The following is a 15790-nucleotide window of genomic DNA, read 5'->3' on the forward strand; positions in this document are numbered from 1 at the left end:
ATTTGTTTAAACTTTTTCCACAATTTTAGTGTTGTTTATTCAGGGTATATATACAGAATTGTGTAAAAGAGGTAGGCAATTTTCGAAAAGAGTTGGGATGATTCTTATAATAAGAATAATATTTCAGGATTTTTTAATCCCGCCCTTAATTACTAGCAGGTTAACTATTAGCAAATTTATTTTACGGGAGCTATTGAATATAAAAAAAACAAACCCCGGCATGCGTGCCGGGGCAGGGTATTACGACTGAGGCTGACCCACCGGGCCTGATCCCAGGGTGCCGCCCGGAGAAGACTGGCCACTTGGCGCATGGGGACGGCCATCTTCTTTAATGGCGTCGCTCTTATGCGAGCAGCCCGCCAGAGAGGTTAAGGTCGCTGCCACCAGCAGCAAAGCAGGAATCGTTTTCATGAGGTCACCTTGATGTTGTCAGAAAGAGAATGTAATTAAGACTGAAGACTCACCGTGCGCTGGCCTGTAAAGGCTTATCATTCAGATGTTTCTCAGCATGCGGTCAGCTAAAGCCAAAAAAAACGGAAGCCAGTGGCTCCCGTTCTGTGGACGTATGGCGGTATTACTTGCGACCCAGCAGGAAGCCGATAAACACGCCAACGCCTGCAGCAATGGCCAGACCGGCAGCAGGATTAGACTGAACCTGATCGCGAATGGTCTCAGCAGCATCACGTGCAGCATAGCTTGCCTGGTTGGTGTAACGACGCGCTGCGCCCTTAGCCTGATGCTCGGATGAACCGGTTGCAGCACCCCATTGTTCCTGAACTGCGCCAGCGGCTTCTTTTACTTTATCTTCGATTTTTCCTGACATTTAAATGCTCCTTGGTTTTGAGTAAGACTCTCAAAGCGTAGCAAAGATAGAGAGTTCTGCTCCGCTAGCGCCCGATAAGGCGTTAAAAAATCATTTCTGGCTGTTAATAGCGCTGCGTTTGCGGGCCAGCCATTTCCTGTCTAGCCTTTTGAGAAGAGAGTCACAGCCGGAGGAGAAACGATGAAACGTGATGCACTGAATGATGATGACTATGATGAAGTCTGCCGCGTTATTGGCGATGCAGTCATTGTGCTGATGGAGCGCGGTCATGATACCCGGCGTGGCGAAATCTATGACCTGCTTAAACGAACCCGGCAGCAGCGCGCCCACAGTGAACGGGATGAGCAGCGAATGCTGGATCACGCTATCCGGCTGGTTAAGCCCGACGTTTAGCGAATGTGGAAGCGTTGCGCTACTGCAGCAGCACGCCCTGAATCAGGCTGGTTTCAACAATCTCCACCTCATTGATTTTCAGCGCCTGCATATATCCTTCCACCAGTAACAGATTACTCACGTCCGTGGCGCGATAGTCGCCAGACAGTTCACTGTCGCCTTTCCAGACCTGCTGCTGCGAGAGCTGGCTCAGGGCCGCCAGCGTATAGCGGTCGGGTTTGCCCGGTAACTGATTGCGAATCGAAAAACCGTGTACGCCTCCGATGCCAATTACCCGACGACCGGCCACATCCTGTTTGATCTGCGGGCTGACTTCGTTAGTCGCGTAAAACTGCACAAAGCGCAGCACCGACTGCCGCCAGGAACCAATAGGATTGGGGGATCCCGCCTTCGGGCTGTTCTTGAGCACCGTCAGAATAAAGTTTTTCAGCGTCACCGAAGCCAGTCTGCCCTGATAGATATCGGCTACCGGCTTGCCCGCCTGCTGCCGCCATGCAGTCATCTGCATTGACCCGCCGCCAATATCCCAGACCAGTAACTGCTCATCCCGGACCATTGGATCGTTAAGCGCGGCTCTGGCAGAGAGAAAGCCAAGCGTCGCCTCCTGCTGCTGCGAAATAATGCTGATTTGCGCACCGCTCTGGCGCTGCAACTGTTCAATGACGGCCTGACCGTTGCTGGCGTTGCGAAATACCGCCGTCGCCACGCCGCTGATTCGCTGCGGATGAAAGCGCTGTGCGTGCGCCACCAGCTGCTGCAGTGCGGCGGCACCTTCATGAGTCACTGACGGACTCAGCTGGTTATCCGCTGAATGGGCTAATGCGTCGTTCCAGGCCACGGCGCGCTGATCCTGATACAGCACTTTTTCAATGCGCTGCTGGCAGACATTGACGCGCGCCACCGCAATTTTGGTAGTACCGGAACCGATATCCAGACCGGCGCGGATTTGCTGGCAGCGATCGGCCTGGGCCGATGCGACAAAAAACAGCGAGCAGAAAAGCGTAAAAACAGACAGCGCAGCAGAACGCATAGCGACTCCGGGGGCAGGGGGGATCAGAGTGAACGGGTGGCGATGCAGGTCGGGTAGACGCTCACCAGGAAATGACGCAGATGGTCAAAGCACCATTCGGCGTCATCAGCCTGCGGACAATAGAACTGGATGGTAATTTTTTCGTAATCGCGCTGACGCTGACGCAGCGGCGACCAGCTCCAGTCGAGCACTGAACGGGCATAGTTAACCAGTGTCCCGGCGGGCAGCTGATGTTGCTGCTCCTGTCCGGTCAGGTAACGATGAAAACTCGCTTCCAGCTGCAGGGCTTCCTCAAAGTCGTGCTGCGGCAGGTCAGGACGAAAAGCCACATCGATAAAACCACAGACCGCCTTTTCCTGCTGCTGCCAGTCACAGGCCAGAGTCATAAACAACCCCTCCTGCAGGTTAACCTCCTCGACCAGTCGCCGCAGATTCGCTGAGCGATTCAGCACGACAATCTCTTCAAGGCGACCGGTTTCCAGCGTCAGATCAAAGCCACAGGGATTAACAGAGCCATCCGCATTGCGCGTCGCGGGGAAGGGGAAGTCGATATAACCGTTGTTATCCAGACGCTTTTCCATCGGGGAGCCCTGCTGCTTGACGTTTCCTGACAATAAACCATCTGGCAGTAGGATTCATCCCTTATGGACAGGTCCAGGTGATTTGGGTGTCCTGGTAAGGATTAATCAGGCGGAACTGCTTATCTGACAGGCGCTGCGCATAGTAGCCGTCACGCGTTACGGCGGAGGGGACATATCTGAATCGATCCAGCGACTGTAGCGGGCCACTGTTTACGCTGACATTGTCCCGTGTCACGGTGAAGCTGTTAACCAGATCAAAAATCACACCCTGAGTCTGTCCCATCGACTGACCATAAATTGTCGAGACCTCACCCGGACATTCCACCCCTTTCGGGCCAGATGAACATCCAGTCACCATCGCGATGAGGATTAAAATGCTGAGTCGCATCATGATTTTCTACCTGCTTCAATCCCTGGGAGTGTTGTGGCGCAGAGTCTATCCTGTTGCACCACCAATCACTTAATTATAGCAGTTTCCGCTACGCTTCCTGTTTGTGATTTGTTTAATCGTTAAGCAACAGGAATGTAAAGGGGTGACTTTGCTTATCAATAAACGTTATTCTTGGCTCCTTTGCGCACCACTTAGGCAAATCCAGGGATAAATGATGAAAGAAGAAGAAGCAAGTCTAATGATTATTCGCCACGCGATTGACGAGCTGGAAGCCGATAAGAAGCAACAGGTGCTCGCCTGCTCAGCGAATATTCGTGCAGCCATGCAGGCTTATGATAGCGAAAATGCCGGGCTGGCGCTGATGTTAGTGGCCGCCGAGGTGGCAGCCGAATAGTCACTATCCGGCCAGGCAGGCACGCTGTCAGGCTGGCCGGATTACTTTATCTTTTCTCAACTTTCAGGTTTTTTCGCACACCGATTCCACCTTTTAATGGTCTCAGTCACGCTCGCCTCACGGCTCTCCTCTGGTTTTTATATGTTAAGCTAAGAAAATTCTCAATAAAATCAGTGGAGACACAGCATGAAGGCAACGTTAATTGCCCTGGGCCTGCTGGCCTGTCACATTGCACCCGCCTGGAGTGAAACCGAATTTCAGCTTAACTGTCCCGGCCGGCCGACCATGACGGTTTCGCGTGCCGAATATGGTTTAACCACCCTGATGTGGCCGGATAATCACTTCCAGATTGCCGCCGGTCAGCAGCGAACCCGCTTAGAAGCGGGCGATCAGGTGGCGATTACCCGCTTTCGCAATGGCGATCAGCTGATTGTGAACCAGCGCAGCCAGGCAACCTTCTTTGTTTACCGCGACAGCGATAAACTGCTGCCCTGCAGCCGCAGCGAAAAACGCGATGTCGATGCGCTGACCCTGGAGCGCTACGACGATCGTCAGCGTTCCGACAGTTAACCCCGGGAGCCACTATGCAACCTGAGATTACCGACAACGTTACCGCGCAGGATCTGGATGAGGTCAGGCTGGGCCTCAATGCCTTCAACAGCAAATTTATTGATGTGAATACGATCAGGTCAATTGGGGTGTTTATCCGTGATGAGCAGGGCAAAAAGCTGGCCGGGCTGACCGGCTCAACCACCGGTAACTGGCTGCGGATTGATATGCTCTGGGTGAGTGAGGCGCTTCGCGGGCAGGGGGCAGGGAGTAAGCTGATACAGGCTGCCGAGCGGGAGGCGCGGAATCGCGGCTGCCGCTATGCACAGGTGGATACCGCCAGTTTTCAGGCGCGGCCGTTTTATGAAAAATTTGGCTACACCCTGCGGCTTACGCTGGCGAACTACATAGATGATTATCAGCGGCACTATCTGACCAAAGAACTGTGATCAGAACAGCGGATTTTCACGCAGATCCAGGGGATGTTGTTCAGCTTCATCAATGGCAGCCAGCCAGCTTTGCAGCGTCACTTTTTTCCAGGAAAGATGCCCGCGCGTGGTGCTCATCAGCACCACGTCGGGGCGCAGCGAGCGGTAAAATTCCAGCGTCTGACTCAGCTCAGCTGGATTACTGTCCGGCACCAGTACCGTGATCCAGTTGTCATGAGAACGGGTCACGGTATCGCCGACAAACAGATAGGTCAGCCCCAGCGGCGAGGTATAGAGAAAGCTGCAACTGCCCGGCGTGTGCCCGGGCGTCGGCAGCAGATGGAAATCGCCGAAGTGCGTCTCCGGCTGCGAAAAGGTGTCATCAGGCTCCGCAAAACGGCTGATGGGGCCTAATGAGCGGCTGTGGCAGTAAAGCGCGCTGCTGAAACGCTGCTGGATCACCGCCGCACCAGGCGCGGACTCGTGCCAGTGGGTCAGATAGTGACGGATCACGCCGCCGGTATCGGCAATCACTTCATGATCGAGCGGATTTTCTACGCGGCCAATCAGCAGATTACCGCGCGGGTGACGCAGCATAAAGCCATGCATCATCAGGTCATTAACGGCATCTTCCACCGGGAATTCCGGGGTTGAGATCCACAAATCGTCATACAACGGCTTCAATGTCGATCTCCTGAAACGCTCTCTAATCCCGCAGGACGGAATGCCCGGTCGCCTGCAAATGGGCGTTGCCCTGGCTGACCGCTAATCGTGCGCTGGCACCCAGCGGCAGTGTGACGGTATCAGCGGCATGACCAAAATCTAATCCACAGATCACTGGCAGACCGGTAGTATCACGCACGCGCTGCCAGACGGTACTGAAATCAAACCCATTGTCATAGTCCGACAGGGCCGTGCTGGTGAAGCTGCCGGTGACGATTGCCCGCTGTCGCGCCAGAATGCCGCTCTGCTCCAGCTGAATCAGCATGCGTTCAATGCGGAACGGATGCTCATTCACATCTTCTATCACCAGAATGCCGTTCTCAATCTGCGGCATCCACGGCGTGCCGATCAGCGAGCAGATCATCGCCAGGTTTCCGCCCCACAGCGTACCCTGCCAGTCGCCCTGGTCTGGGGTTTCGCTCTGCCATTTCACCTCTACTGTAGGTGATGTCAGTGCCTGCCAGAAGTGGTGCAGGGTAAATTCAGATAAGGTCGCGGCACCGAAGTTACCGGCCAGCATCGGTGCACTGAAGGTAATCAGGCCAACCTGTGCCAGCAGCGCCAGCTGAATCGCGGTGAAGTCGCTGTGGCCGCACAGCGCCAGCGGCTGATTCAGCAGGCGGCGTTGCAGGCCAACATAGTCGATGGATTCCAGTAACCGGCTGGCTCCGTAACCGCCGCGCACCGCCAGCACCACGTCGGGCAGCGTAGTGAGGCTGGCAAGCTGGTTGATATCCGCAAGGCGTTCCGCGTCGGTGCCGGCGAAGCGCTGAAAACGGCGGGTGATCACCTGCTCGTTCTCCACCTGATGGCCCGCCGCGCGCAGTCGTGCAATGCCCTGCAGCGCCGCAGGCTGATTATGACAGTAACCGGAGGGGGAGATAAGACGAACTGAACGTGAAATCATCATACTTTCCTGCTGTTAGCGCTCATGACTGACGGCGATGATGGCGAAAAGCCCCGCTGAAGTCACGGTGCACGCCGCATAATCGTGTATTTAGGATAAACGGTAATTTTGCTCTCAGGCTGCCTGGGTATGATAGCATTCGCCACAACCGCGATGAGACGAAAAATTGCTGAAAATCCGACACCTTATACTCTCGGCTTTACTCCTGACTGGCTGTGCCAGCGAGCCACCGCACCATGCCGTTAAGCAGCGCAACACGCCGTTAACGCAGGCACCGCCTTCCAGCGTCAATGGAACCTGGGCCATGTTTACCGAAGATGCCGCCAGTCATTATGGCGTTGATGAGAAGTTGATCAGCGCCATTATCAGTGTCGAATCGGGTGGAAATCCGGGCGTAGTGAGCCGTTCCAATGCGGTAGGGCTGATGCAGATTAAAGCGTCGACCGCGGGGCGCGAAGTCTATCGCACGCTGGGCCGCCGGGGTCAGCCGTCGAATGCTGAGTTGCGCGATCCGGCCAAAAATATTGATATCGGCACCGCCTATATCCGCATCCTGCAGGACTCTGCGCTGTCGGGCATCCGCGATCCGCTGACCCTGCGCTACGCCACCATCGTCTCTTATGCCAATGGTGCCGGTGCGCTGCTGCGAACATTTTCCCGCGATCGCGATCGGGCTATTGCGATGATCAATGCCATGTCACCGGATGAGTTCTATCAGCATGTGCAGAACAGGCATCCGGCGGCGCAGGCACCGCGCTACCTCTGGAAAGTCACCACCGCTTACCGCACCATCTGACCTGTTTTGACTACGCCTGCGGCGTGAGCAGCAGCCGCGCCGTGGGATAGTCGATGATCAGTACCTTGATGTAGCCACCCAGCAGCGCACCCCGAATCGCCTGCGCTTTCTCGCGTCCACCTGCCAGCCCGACGACCTGTTTACACTTTTTCACCTGCGCCAGCTCCATTCCGATCACCGGATCTTCTTCCGCTTTCAACACTGGCTGGCCGCAGGCGTCAAAATAGTGCAGGCAGATATCACCGACCGCACCGCGTGCCGCCAGCGTCTGCAGCATTTTGCCATCGTAGTAGTTGCCAGAATTGCGCAGCAGCGCCGACGGCTCCAGATCGCCGATGCCGACAATCGCCAGATCGACCTGCTCAAATTTACTCAGCACCTCGGCAACCTCGGCATTGGCCGACAGCCGCTGGCGATCGCTGACCGAATGCTCAATCGACTGCGACGGCAGCAGCCAGGCGGGGCAGTTCAGCAGCGCCGCCAGATTCTGGGTCAGAATGGTGGCCTGCACGTTGCCGTTTGCTCCGACGCCGCCCAGCAGCTGGATCACGCCCTTACAGGCGCTGTTAAGCGGATGCAGCGCATCCACCATCGCCCGGATAGTGCCGCTCCACGACGAAATACCAATCAGCTCATCGTTGCGCAGCCGGGTCTCCAGATAGTGAGCGGCCGCCGATCCAATCGCCTGCTTAATCTGCAGTGACGACGCCTGATCCGGCACATCCACCACAATCGCCTGCGGCAGGTTGTAGGTCTGCTCAATCGCCTTTTCCAGTTCCGGATAGACGTTGGCCGGTGGCACCACACTGATCTTGACCACACCCTCTTTCACGCTGCGATTAAGAATGCGTGAGACAAACGACTGCGATAGGGTCAGCGACTGCGCGATCTCTGACTGCTTCAGCCCTTCGACATAGTAAAGCGTGGCAATCTTCACCATCAGTCGCTGTTCATCCTGTTTTGCCATCGGTTTTTCCCTCTCTGAATCTGCCCGGTATTGTTAACCAGGATGATCAAAATCACAACGCAGGCTAATTTGTGATCGTTTTCGCTTTTTAACGATCGCGCATTGGACGGCGCGTCAGCGCAGGCGCATAGTCATTATGCATATAAAATCGCGTATGAATATATATTCAAGCGGAGAAAAATAATGACTCGTCCTCTGATTAAACTGACCCTGCTGGCTTCGATGTTCGCTTTTTCTGCAACGGCGCTGGCGGCAGAGCAAGGCCTGCTGGCGATTATTACCCCATCCCATGACAACCCGTTTTTCAAAGCCGAGGCAGAAGGCGCGTTAGCCAAAGCCAAAGAGCTGGGTTACGCCACGCTGGTGGCGTCGCACGACGATGACGTTAACAAGCAAAACCAGCTGATTGAGACCGCGATTGCGCGCAAAGCGAAAGCGATCATTCTGGATAACGCCGGCGCGGACGCCACCGTCGGGCCGGTGCAGAAAGCCAAAGATGCCGGTATCCCGACCTTTCTGATTGACCGTGAGATCAACAAAACCGGTATCGCCGTGGCGCAGATCGTCTCCAATAACTATCAGGGTGCGCAGCTGGGTGCAGAGAAATTTGCAAAGTTGCTGGGCGGCAAAGGCGAGTACGTTGAACTGCTGGGCAAGGAGTCTGACACCAACGCGGGCGTGCGGTCGCAGGGCTATCACGACGTGCTGGATGACTACACCGACCTGAAAATGGTGGCGCAGCAGAGCGCGAACTGGAGCCAGACTGAAGCCTTCAGCCGCATGGAAACCCTGCTGCAGAAGCACCCCAACATCGTTGGTGTGATCTCCGGTAACGACACTATGGCGCTGGGCGCGGAAGCCGCGCTGAAAGCCGCCGGAAAAACCTCGGTGATCGTGGTGGGCTTTGACGGCAGCGACTACACCCGCGATTCGATCCTCAACAAAGGCAACATCAAAGCGACGGTACTCCAGCCGGGCTGGGATCAGGCGCAGATGGCGGTCATGCAGGCGGACTACTACCTGAAGAACGGCAAAGCGCAGAAACAGGAGAAGCAACTGATGGACTGTGTGCTGATTGACGACAGCAACGCCGCTAAGCTGAAAAACTTCAACCTGGCGAAATAACCATGAAACGGATACTGGCGGTATTGACCGGTATGGCGCTGCTCAGCGCCTGCACCGTGGTGGATCTGGATGCGGACGGTAACCCGATTCTGCCGAAAGATCCGCACGCGAAGCCCAGTTATACCACCCAGACGCCGCAGCAGATTGCGGAGGAGACCTGGCAGCCGCGGGTCATGACCACCGCGAACAGCCACGCGCTGAGCTGGGCCGACATGGAGGCGAAAAGTCAGACGGTTAAACCCGGCGGGCGTGAAAGCGTCTTCGTACGGGCCAGCGGGACGGCCAGCGCCCTGGATGAGAGTAATCCGCGTGAACGCACGCTGACGCTGACGATCAACGGCAAACCGGTGGCAGTCAGCGTCGGGCCGGTGCTGCGCAGCAACGCTATTCGCGACGCCGCCGGATTCCGTTTCGAGGAGTTTACAAATCAGGTGCAGTACGCCCAGCTGACGCGGGCGCTTAATCGTCATGCGGTGAAGCAGCTGCCGCCGCTGGATGCCAGCTGGGTCAACCAGCCGGTGCAGGCGCTGCTGGCGGTGAGCATCGGTCACAACAGCGTTGAAGAGGTGGTGGCGGTGGAGCTGAAGCGGGGGACGCCCTGATGAACGATGAGATCATTCTGCGGGCCGAACAGATATCGATGCTGTTTCCCGGCACGCTGGCGCTGGATCGCGTCGACTACCGGGTCTGGCGCGGCAAAGTTAACGTCATCATCGGTGAAAACGGGGCGGGGAAATCAACCCTGATGAAGATTCTGGCCGGGGTGCAGCAGCCCACCGCCGGTTCGCTGTTCCTGAATGGCGAGCCTCTGACGCTGAGCAGCACCCGCGACGCCGCCCGACACGGTATCGGCATGGTGCACCAGGAGCTGAACCTGTTTGAAAACCTCACGGTGGCGGAGAACCTCTTTCTGGGCCGGGAGATCCAGCGCGGCCTGTCACCCATCAATGAGGCGGAGCAGGCACGCCGCACCGCCGCACTGATGGCGCGGCTCGATCAGCCGATCTCGCCCACTGAGCGGGTCGGCAATCTCAAAGTGGGTCAGCAGCAGCTGGTGGAGATCGCCAAAGCGCTGGCAGAAGATGCAGACATTCTGATCCTCGACGAGCCGACCTCCGCGCTGAGCAAAACCGAAGTGGAGATTCTGTTCCGGGTGATCCGCGACCTGACGCAGCAGGGCGTGACCCTCATCTATATCTCCCACCGGCTGGAGGAGCTGATGGCGATTGGTGATGTGATTACCATTCTGCGTGACGGACGTTTCCAGGCGGAAGCCCCGGTCAGCACCATTGATGTGCCGTGGATCGTGCGCGAGATGCTGGGCAGTGAGCCGGTCACGACCTTTTTGCCGGATCGGCGTGAATTTGGCGCGCCGGTGCTGGAGGCGCAGCACATTACCTGCGTCAGCCCCAACGGCAATACGCTGGTGGATGACGTCAGTTTTCAGGTGCGGGCCGGCGAAATTGTCGGGATCTACGGACTGATGGGCGCGGGTCGCACCGAACTGTTTGAGTGTCTGCTCGGCAGCCAGCGCCACTATCTCGGCAGGCTGTGGCTCGACAGTAAACCGCTGCCAACCCGTCTGCCGACCGCCGATCGCATCCGTATGGGCATGAGCCTGGTGCCGGAGGATCGCAAACGCGCCGGGATTTTCCCGGTCTCGTCGGTCGCCAGTAATCTCACCATCGCCAGCCTGTGGCGGCGGCTGTCGCACCGTTTTGCCATTGCGCATCAGGCGGAGCAGCAGGCGGTGAACCAGACGGTGGGCAACCTGGCGATTAAAATCTCGTCGCCGGACGTCGCCATCAGTGCACTCAGCGGTGGCAATCAGCAGAAAGTGGTGATTGGCCGTGCGCTGCTGACCAATCCACGTCTGCTGCTGCTGGATGAGCCGAGCCGCGGTATTGACGTCGGGGCCAAAGCCGAGGTGTTTCGCACCATGGTGACGCTTTCGCAGCAGGGCATCGCCGTGCTGTTCTCCACCTCAGACCTGAAAGAAATTATGGCGGTAGCCGATCGCATCCTGGTGATGTCGGGCGGCAAACTTACGGCTGATCTTCCCCGCGACCAGGCGGAAGAGGCAGCGCTGGTGAAAGCAAGTGCGCAGGGGTTCTGAGCATGAAAAGCAATAACAGCGTCGCGCTGAACACACTTTCGGCTAAAGCGTTCAGTTCACGCGAAAGCATTCTGCTGCTGCTTCTGAAACTGCGCACCTTTATTGCGCTGATTCTGATTGTCGGCTTCTTCGCCATCACCGTGCCGGACTTTCTCGCCACCGGCAGCCTGGTGATCATGGTGAAACATATCGCCATCAACGCCTTTCTGGCGCTGGGCATCACCTTTGTCATTATCACCGCAGGCATTGACCTGTCGATTGGGGCCACCTTAGGGCTATGCGGCATGATCGCCGGCTGGCTGATCACTAAAGGGATTGTGCTGCCGATGTTTGGCATCGCTATCTTTCCCAGCGTCTGGGTCATTGTGCCGGTGGTGCTGTTGGTCGGCGCGCTGATTGGCGCGGGCAACGGCTGGATCATTACCCGCTACAATGTGGCCCCCTTTATCTGCACCCTCGGCACCATGTACATCCTGCGCGGGGCGGCAATGCTTACCTCTGGCGGCGAGACCTTTCCCGGTTTGCAGGGTAATCCGCTACTGGGCAATACCGGTTTCGACAGGATTGGTGCGGGGACGTTTCTCGGGCTGCCGTATGCCATCTGGATGATGGTGCTGCTGGCGCTGGTCATCGCCTATATCGCCCGTCGTCTGCCGTTTGGCCGTCAGGTCTATGCCATCGGCGACAACGAGCGTGCCGCTGAACTGTCGGGGGTGAAAACCCGGCAGGTGAAAATTCTGGTCTACACCCTGTCGGGCTTCTGTGCAGCCATTGCCGGCATCGTGGTCTCATCGCAGCTGGTCGCCAGCCATCCGGCGAACGGCACCGCGTTTGAGATGAACGCGATTGCCGCCGTGGTGCTGGGCGGCACCTCGCTGGCGGGCGGACGCGGCACCATTGTTGGCACACTGATCGGGGCGTTTGTCATCGGCTTTCTGGCGGATGGCCTGATCATGATGGGTGTCAGCGAATTCTGGCAGATGGTCATTAAGGGCATTGTCATCATCATTGCGGTCATTATCGACCAGACTCAAAGCCGGATGCAGCAGAAGGCGGCGGTGGTGGCACAGAAAGCATTAATTGAGGAGGGCTCACCGGCAAAATCCTGAACGCGCTGAGCCAGGCAGGCGGGACTGCTGCATGTTTCTGCTCACGGGGATGGCCTGCCCGGATTAACGGGCAGAGTGGCAGACAAAGGGGAGTGCCAGTGTAAGGCACGCCTTTTCTGGCAGAAATTTTTTTAACCGACGTGAATATATATTCATAACCGATTTAAAATTCAGAGGTAGTGTATGAATCCTTTCAATCTTCCGGTCGAAGACCTTGAGCGTCGGGCGCGTGCTATCCGTCGTCGCATTATCCAGCTGAATGCGGGCAGCCCGGCAGGTGGTCATACCGGTGCCGATCTGTCGCAGGTGGAGATCCTCACCGCGCTTTACTTCCGCATTCTGAACTGCGCCCCGGATCGCACTGACGACGATCAGCGTGACATCTACATCCAGTCTAAAGGACACGCGGTGGGCGGTTATTACTGCGTGCTGGCGGAAGCGGGCTACTTTCCGACCGACTGGCTGGCAACTTATCAGCATGCCGACTCACATCTGCCCGGCCATCCGGTGCGGCAGAAAACGCCTGGCGTTGAGCTGAATACCGGCGCACTGGGACACGGACTGCCGGTGGCGGTGGGCATCGCTATCGCAGCGAAAAAAGATAACAGCTCGCGCCGCATCTTTGTGGTGACCGGCGACGGGGAACTGGCCGAAGGCAGCAACTGGGAGGCAGCACTGGTCGCAGCGCATTACGGCCTCGACAACCTGATCATCATTAATGACAAGAACAAGCTGCAACTGGCGGGCTCGACCCGCGACATCATGAACACCGATCCGCTGCCGGAAAAATGGCGCGCCTTCGGGCTGGAGGTCACCGAATGCAACGGCAATGAGATGGCGGCGGTCGTCGACACTATTGAAAATCTGCCGAAGAACGGCAAGCCGCAGGTGATCGTGGCACATACCGAAAAGGGATTTGGTATCTCCTTTATTCAGAGCAAAGCCGAATGGCATCACCGGGTGCCGAAAGGCGAAGAGATCGCGCTGGCACTGGAGGAACTGAAAGATGAGTAATGCACAACATTTAGCAAGCGTCATGGTAACGGCCTTTATCGACGCGGTGAATCGCGGCGTGGATCTTGTGCCGGTGGTGGCTGACTCCACCTCAACCGCCAAAATCGCCCCCTTTATCAAAGCGTTTCCCGACCGGCTGATCAATGTCGGCATCGCCGAGCAGACGCTGGTGGGCACAGCGGCCGGGCTGGCGCTGGGCGGCAAAGTTGCGGTGACCTGTAACGCCGCGCCGTTTCTGGTATCACGCGCCAATGAGCAGGTGAAAGTGGACGTCTGTTACAACAATACCAACGTCAAACTGTTCGGGCTGAATGCCGGGGCCAGCTATGGCCCATTAGCCAGCACCCACCACAGCATTGATGATATCGCGGTGATGCGCGGTTTCGGCAATATCGAGATCTATGCGCCTTCCTGCCCGCTGGAGTGCCGCCAGATCATCGACTACGCCCTTGAGCATGTTGGCCCGGTCTATATCCGTCTGGACGGCAAAGATCTGCCGCAGCTGCACGACGAAAGCTACCGGTTCAGTCCGGGTGCGATCGACCTGTTGCGGGAAGGCAGCGACATCGCGCTGGTGGCGATGGGCTCAACGGTTCACGAGGTGGTTCACGCCGCTGAGCAACTGGCTGAACAGGGCATTTCAGCCGGTGTGATCGCGGTTCCATCGATTCGTCCCTGTGATACCCAACAGCTGCGCAACCTGTTAAATCACTACCCAGCGGTGATTACCGTAGAAGAGCACAACGTCAATGGTGGTGTCGGCAGCCTGGTGGCCGAAGTACTGGCGGAAGGCGGCTGCGGCATCCCGCTGTTACGGCTCGGCATTCCGGATGGCGAATATGCGATTGCCGGCGATCGCGCCTCGACCCGTGCCCGTCATGGCATTGATGCCAGCAGCGTAGTCAACAGTGCAGCACGCATCTGCGCAGGAGCATAAACATGGTGGGACCCCTGATTCTGGCGATCGACGAAGGCACCACCAACGCCAAGGCGATTGCGGTTGATCGCAGTGGCCGCGTCGTGGCGCGCGGCAGCCAGAGTTTAACCCTGCAACATCCGCAGCCCGGACTGGCGGAGCAGGACCCTATGGCAATCTGGCAGGCGGTAAAGCAGGCAATCATCCAGTGTCTGTCAGCCTGTGATGGCGCGCCTGTTGCGGCCGTGGCGATCAGCAATCAGCGCGAGTCGGTGCTGATCTGGCAGCGGCGTGATGGTCAGCCGCTGACGCCACTGGTGAGCTGGCAGGATCGACGCTCAGAGGTATTCTGTCGCGATCTGCACCAGGCGGGCAAAGCGCCACGTATTACCGGCTTAACCGGGCTGGCCGTTGATCCGATGTTTCCGGCCGCCAAGCTGACCGGGATGCTGGCCGCGATTCCCGACGGCGCGGCGCGGGCCGCAGCCGGTGAGCTTTGCATCGGCACCGTCGACAGCTGGCTCAGCTGGCAGCTCAGCGCAGGTGAGGTATTCGTTACCGATCACGCCAACGCCGCCCGCACTCAACTTTATAGTCTGCATCTTAATGACTGGGACGACGAGCTGCTGTCGCTGTTTCAGCTACCGCGCGCCGCGCTGCCACGTATTACCTCCTCCGCCAGCGAACAGGGCGTGGTCGCGGTGCGTGACATTCCCGGCTTAGCGCCCGGCACGCCCATTCTGGCGCGCATCGGTGACTCCCATGCTGCGCTGCAGGCACAGCGGCGCGGCGAGTCAGAAGTGGTGAAAGCCACCTACGGCACCGGCTCCTCACTGATGATGTCGATGGCGACGCCGCTACTGACGGAAAATGGCCTCAGCACCACCGTGGCCTGGCACGACGGCACGCTGCGTTATGCGTTTGAAGGCAACATCACCCACACCGGTTCTGGTGCCGCCTGGCTGGGCAAACTGCTCGGCGTGCAGGATCCGCGTGTGCTGACCGCCATGGCGCAGCGCTGCGACGACAATCAGGGCATCTATTTTGTCCCGGCGCTCTCCGGCCTGGGCGCGCCCTGGTGGGATCTGCAGGCGCGCGGCATGGTATGCGGACTGACGGACGCCGCCACTCCCGACGTACTGGCGCGTGTCGCGCTGGAGTCGATCGTCTGGCAAATCGCCGACGTCTTTTTTGCGATGGAACAGGCCAGCGGCCAGCAGCTCCCGGCCCTCTGTGTGGATGGCAGCGCCACTGAAAACAGCTGGCTGATGCAGTTACAGGCGGATGTGTTACAGCGGCCGCTGCAGCGGGTGCCGACCGCCGAAGTTTCCGCGCTGGGCGCGGCGCTGCTGGCGGGCAAAGTACTGGGATGGTGGCAGCAGGGCAGTGATATGCAGGCGCTGCAGGGCGGCAGCGTCATTATGCCGCGTGAAGAGCACGCGCAGCGTATGCAGGAAAACTATAAAGGCTGGATCGACGCCGTTGCACGCTGTCGTTATCAGCCACATTAATCCTTAACCGGAGCAGA

20 protein-coding genes are annotated in these 15790 nt (G+C 57.7%); 12 read left to right on the plus strand and 8 right to left on the minus strand.

Translation table 11 applies throughout. The features are described from left to right. Positions 1-240: 240 nt before the first annotated feature. Entirely contained in the window at positions 241-411 is a 171-nt protein-coding gene (locus tag FA92_RS23435; RefSeq protein ID WP_013357533.1) for a hypothetical protein, read from the minus strand. A gap of 163 nt (positions 412-574) precedes the next feature. Beyond that, a complete protein-coding gene (locus FA92_RS06365; RefSeq protein WP_013357534.1) occupies positions 575-823 on the minus strand; it encodes a DUF883 family protein in 249 nt (82 codons plus the stop codon). A 180-nt stretch (positions 824-1003) separates the two neighbouring features. Here FA92_RS06365 and FA92_RS06370 point away from each other — a divergent pair, with 180 nt between their 5' ends. Then, a complete protein-coding gene (locus tag FA92_RS06370) occupies positions 1004-1216 on the plus strand; it encodes a DUF2767 family protein (RefSeq protein ID WP_013357535.1) in 213 nt (70 codons plus the stop codon). Positions 1217-1235: 19 nt separating this feature from the next. Here FA92_RS06370 and FA92_RS06375 read toward each other — a convergent pair whose 3' ends face one another. The 3 genes from FA92_RS06375 to FA92_RS06385 all read right to left on the minus strand — a co-directional run bounded on the left by FA92_RS06375 (position 1236) and on the right by FA92_RS06385 (position 3218). Then, a complete protein-coding gene (locus FA92_RS06375) occupies positions 1236-2246 on the minus strand; it encodes a phosphatase (protein ID WP_033782758.1) in 1011 nt (336 codons plus the stop codon). Positions 2247-2269: 23 nt separating this feature from the next. After that, positions 2270-2827 carry a hypothetical protein gene (locus tag FA92_RS06380; RefSeq protein ID WP_013357537.1) on the minus strand — a complete coding sequence of 186 codons (558 nt, stop codon included), beginning with the start codon at positions 2825-2827 and terminating at the stop codon, positions 2270-2272. A gap of 61 nt (positions 2828-2888) precedes the next feature. Beyond that, the gene (locus tag FA92_RS06385) at positions 2889-3218 is read right to left on the minus strand and encodes a hypothetical protein (RefSeq protein WP_033782759.1); all 330 of its coding nucleotides are present in this window, start codon (positions 3216-3218) and stop codon (positions 2889-2891) included. Positions 3219-3432: 214 nt separating this feature from the next. On the opposite strand from FA92_RS06385, the gene FA92_RS06390 reads away from it, so the two are divergent. The 3 genes from FA92_RS06390 (at position 3433) to FA92_RS06400 (ending at position 4610) form a co-directional block, all read left to right on the plus strand. After that, entirely contained in the window at positions 3433-3612 is a 180-nt protein-coding gene (locus FA92_RS06390; protein ID WP_013357539.1) for a hypothetical protein, read from the plus strand. Between the two features lie 186 nt (positions 3613-3798). Continuing rightward, the gene (locus tag FA92_RS06395) at positions 3799-4182 is read left to right on the plus strand and encodes a hypothetical protein (RefSeq protein ID WP_013357540.1); all 384 of its coding nucleotides are present in this window, start codon (positions 3799-3801) and stop codon (positions 4180-4182) included. A gap of 14 nt (positions 4183-4196) precedes the next feature. Beyond that, positions 4197-4610: a GNAT family N-acetyltransferase gene (locus FA92_RS06400; RefSeq protein ID WP_033782761.1), complete on the plus strand. Its 414-nt coding sequence runs from the start codon at positions 4197-4199 to the stop codon at positions 4608-4610. Here the strand turns inward: FA92_RS06400 and FA92_RS06405 are convergent, their stop codons facing one another. Both FA92_RS06405 and ldcA read right to left on the minus strand, forming a co-directional pair. Further along, positions 4611-5273 carry an MBL fold metallo-hydrolase gene (locus tag FA92_RS06405; protein WP_033782762.1) on the minus strand — a complete coding sequence of 221 codons (663 nt, stop codon included), beginning with the start codon at positions 5271-5273 and terminating at the stop codon, positions 4611-4613. Positions 5274-5295: 22 nt separating this feature from the next. Continuing rightward, positions 5296-6219: a muramoyltetrapeptide carboxypeptidase gene (gene ldcA, locus FA92_RS06410; protein WP_197061487.1), complete on the minus strand. Its 924-nt coding sequence runs from the start codon at positions 6217-6219 to the stop codon at positions 5296-5298. A 166-nt stretch (positions 6220-6385) separates the two neighbouring features. Between ldcA and emtA the strand changes: the two genes are divergently transcribed. Beyond that, entirely contained in the window at positions 6386-7015 is a 630-nt protein-coding gene (gene emtA, locus FA92_RS06415; RefSeq protein WP_081093833.1) for a membrane-bound lytic murein transglycosylase EmtA, read from the plus strand. Positions 7016-7025: 10 nt separating this feature from the next. On the opposite strand, the gene FA92_RS06420 is transcribed toward emtA, so the two are convergent. Next, entirely contained in the window at positions 7026-7982 is a 957-nt protein-coding gene (locus FA92_RS06420; protein WP_033782764.1) for a sugar-binding transcriptional regulator, read from the minus strand. A gap of 183 nt (positions 7983-8165) precedes the next feature. Here FA92_RS06420 and FA92_RS06425 point away from each other — a divergent pair, with 183 nt between their 5' ends. The 7 genes from FA92_RS06425 to FA92_RS06455 all read left to right on the plus strand — a co-directional run bounded on the left by FA92_RS06425 (position 8166) and on the right by FA92_RS06455 (position 15773). Further along, the gene (locus FA92_RS06425) at positions 8166-9107 is read left to right on the plus strand and encodes a D-ribose ABC transporter substrate-binding protein (protein ID WP_033782765.1); all 942 of its coding nucleotides are present in this window, start codon (positions 8166-8168) and stop codon (positions 9105-9107) included. 2 nt (positions 9108-9109) lie between these two features. Next, the gene (locus FA92_RS06430; RefSeq protein ID WP_033782766.1) at positions 9110-9709 is read left to right on the plus strand and encodes a DUF2291 family protein; all 600 of its coding nucleotides are present in this window, start codon (positions 9110-9112) and stop codon (positions 9707-9709) included. After that, positions 9709-11223: a sugar ABC transporter ATP-binding protein gene (locus FA92_RS06435; RefSeq protein WP_033782768.1), complete on the plus strand. Its 1515-nt coding sequence runs from the start codon at positions 9709-9711 to the stop codon at positions 11221-11223. Before FA92_RS06430 ends, FA92_RS06435 begins: the two co-directional genes overlap by 1 nt. Before the next feature lie 2 nt (positions 11224-11225). Next, entirely contained in the window at positions 11226-12332 is a 1107-nt protein-coding gene (locus FA92_RS06440; RefSeq protein WP_033782769.1) for an ABC transporter permease, read from the plus strand. Between the two features lie 183 nt (positions 12333-12515). Further along, positions 12516-13346, plus strand: coding sequence for a transketolase (locus FA92_RS06445; protein ID WP_033782770.1), 831 nt, complete (start codon positions 12516-12518; stop codon positions 13344-13346). Further along, complete coding sequence (locus FA92_RS06450) at positions 13339-14283, plus strand: transketolase C-terminal domain-containing protein (RefSeq protein ID WP_013357551.1); 945 nt, start codon at positions 13339-13341, stop codon at positions 14281-14283. The genes FA92_RS06445 and FA92_RS06450 overlap by 8 nt, the downstream gene beginning before the upstream one ends. Before the next feature lie 2 nt (positions 14284-14285). Continuing rightward, the gene (locus FA92_RS06455) at positions 14286-15773 is read left to right on the plus strand and encodes an FGGY-family carbohydrate kinase (RefSeq protein WP_033782772.1); all 1488 of its coding nucleotides are present in this window, start codon (positions 14286-14288) and stop codon (positions 15771-15773) included. The last annotated feature ends 17 nt before the right edge of the window (positions 15774-15790 follow it).

Source organism: Pantoea sp. 9140 (genome assembly GCF_000745295.1).
GTDB lineage: Bacteria > Pseudomonadota > Gammaproteobacteria > Enterobacterales > Enterobacteriaceae > Pantoea > Pantoea vagans.

What these genes read in the sequence shown, in the direction of transcription:
- FA92_RS23435 (WP_013357533.1), bottom strand. Translation starts at nt 411, where the DNA reads ATGAAAACGATTCCTGCTTTGCTGCTGGTGGCAGCGACCTTAACCTCT.
- FA92_RS06365 (WP_013357534.1), bottom strand. Translation starts at nt 823, where the DNA reads ATGTCAGGAAAAATCGAAGATAAAGTAAAAGAAGCCGCTGGCGCAGTT.
- FA92_RS06370 (WP_013357535.1), top strand. Translation starts at nt 1,004, where the DNA reads ATGAAACGTGATGCACTGAATGATGATGACTATGATGAAGTCTGCCGC.
- FA92_RS06375 (WP_033782758.1), bottom strand. Translation starts at nt 2,246, where the DNA reads ATGCGTTCTGCTGCGCTGTCTGTTTTTACGCTTTTCTGCTCGCTGTTT.
- FA92_RS06380 (WP_013357537.1), bottom strand. Translation starts at nt 2,827, where the DNA reads ATGGAAAAGCGTCTGGATAACAACGGTTATATCGACTTCCCCTTCCCC.
- FA92_RS06385 (WP_033782759.1), bottom strand. Translation starts at nt 3,218, where the DNA reads ATGATGCGACTCAGCATTTTAATCCTCATCGCGATGGTGACTGGATGT.
- FA92_RS06390 (WP_013357539.1), top strand. Translation starts at nt 3,433, where the DNA reads ATGAAAGAAGAAGAAGCAAGTCTAATGATTATTCGCCACGCGATTGAC.
- FA92_RS06395 (WP_013357540.1), top strand. Translation starts at nt 3,799, where the DNA reads ATGAAGGCAACGTTAATTGCCCTGGGCCTGCTGGCCTGTCACATTGCA.
- FA92_RS06400 (WP_033782761.1), top strand. Translation starts at nt 4,197, where the DNA reads ATGCAACCTGAGATTACCGACAACGTTACCGCGCAGGATCTGGATGAG.
- ldcA (WP_197061487.1), bottom strand. Translation starts at nt 6,219, where the DNA reads ATGATTTCACGTTCAGTTCGTCTTATCTCCCCCTCCGGTTACTGTCAT.
- FA92_RS06420 (WP_033782764.1), bottom strand. Translation starts at nt 7,982, where the DNA reads ATGGCAAAACAGGATGAACAGCGACTGATGGTGAAGATTGCCACGCTT.
- FA92_RS06425 (WP_033782765.1), top strand. Translation starts at nt 8,166, where the DNA reads ATGACTCGTCCTCTGATTAAACTGACCCTGCTGGCTTCGATGTTCGCT.
- FA92_RS06430 (WP_033782766.1), top strand. Translation starts at nt 9,110, where the DNA reads ATGAAACGGATACTGGCGGTATTGACCGGTATGGCGCTGCTCAGCGCC.
- FA92_RS06435 (WP_033782768.1), top strand. Translation starts at nt 9,709, where the DNA reads ATGAACGATGAGATCATTCTGCGGGCCGAACAGATATCGATGCTGTTT.
- FA92_RS06440 (WP_033782769.1), top strand. Translation starts at nt 11,226, where the DNA reads ATGAAAAGCAATAACAGCGTCGCGCTGAACACACTTTCGGCTAAAGCG.
- FA92_RS06445 (WP_033782770.1), top strand. Translation starts at nt 12,516, where the DNA reads ATGAATCCTTTCAATCTTCCGGTCGAAGACCTTGAGCGTCGGGCGCGT.
- FA92_RS06450 (WP_013357551.1), top strand. Translation starts at nt 13,339, where the DNA reads ATGAGTAATGCACAACATTTAGCAAGCGTCATGGTAACGGCCTTTATC.
- FA92_RS06455 (WP_033782772.1), top strand. Translation starts at nt 14,286, where the DNA reads ATGGTGGGACCCCTGATTCTGGCGATCGACGAAGGCACCACCAACGCC.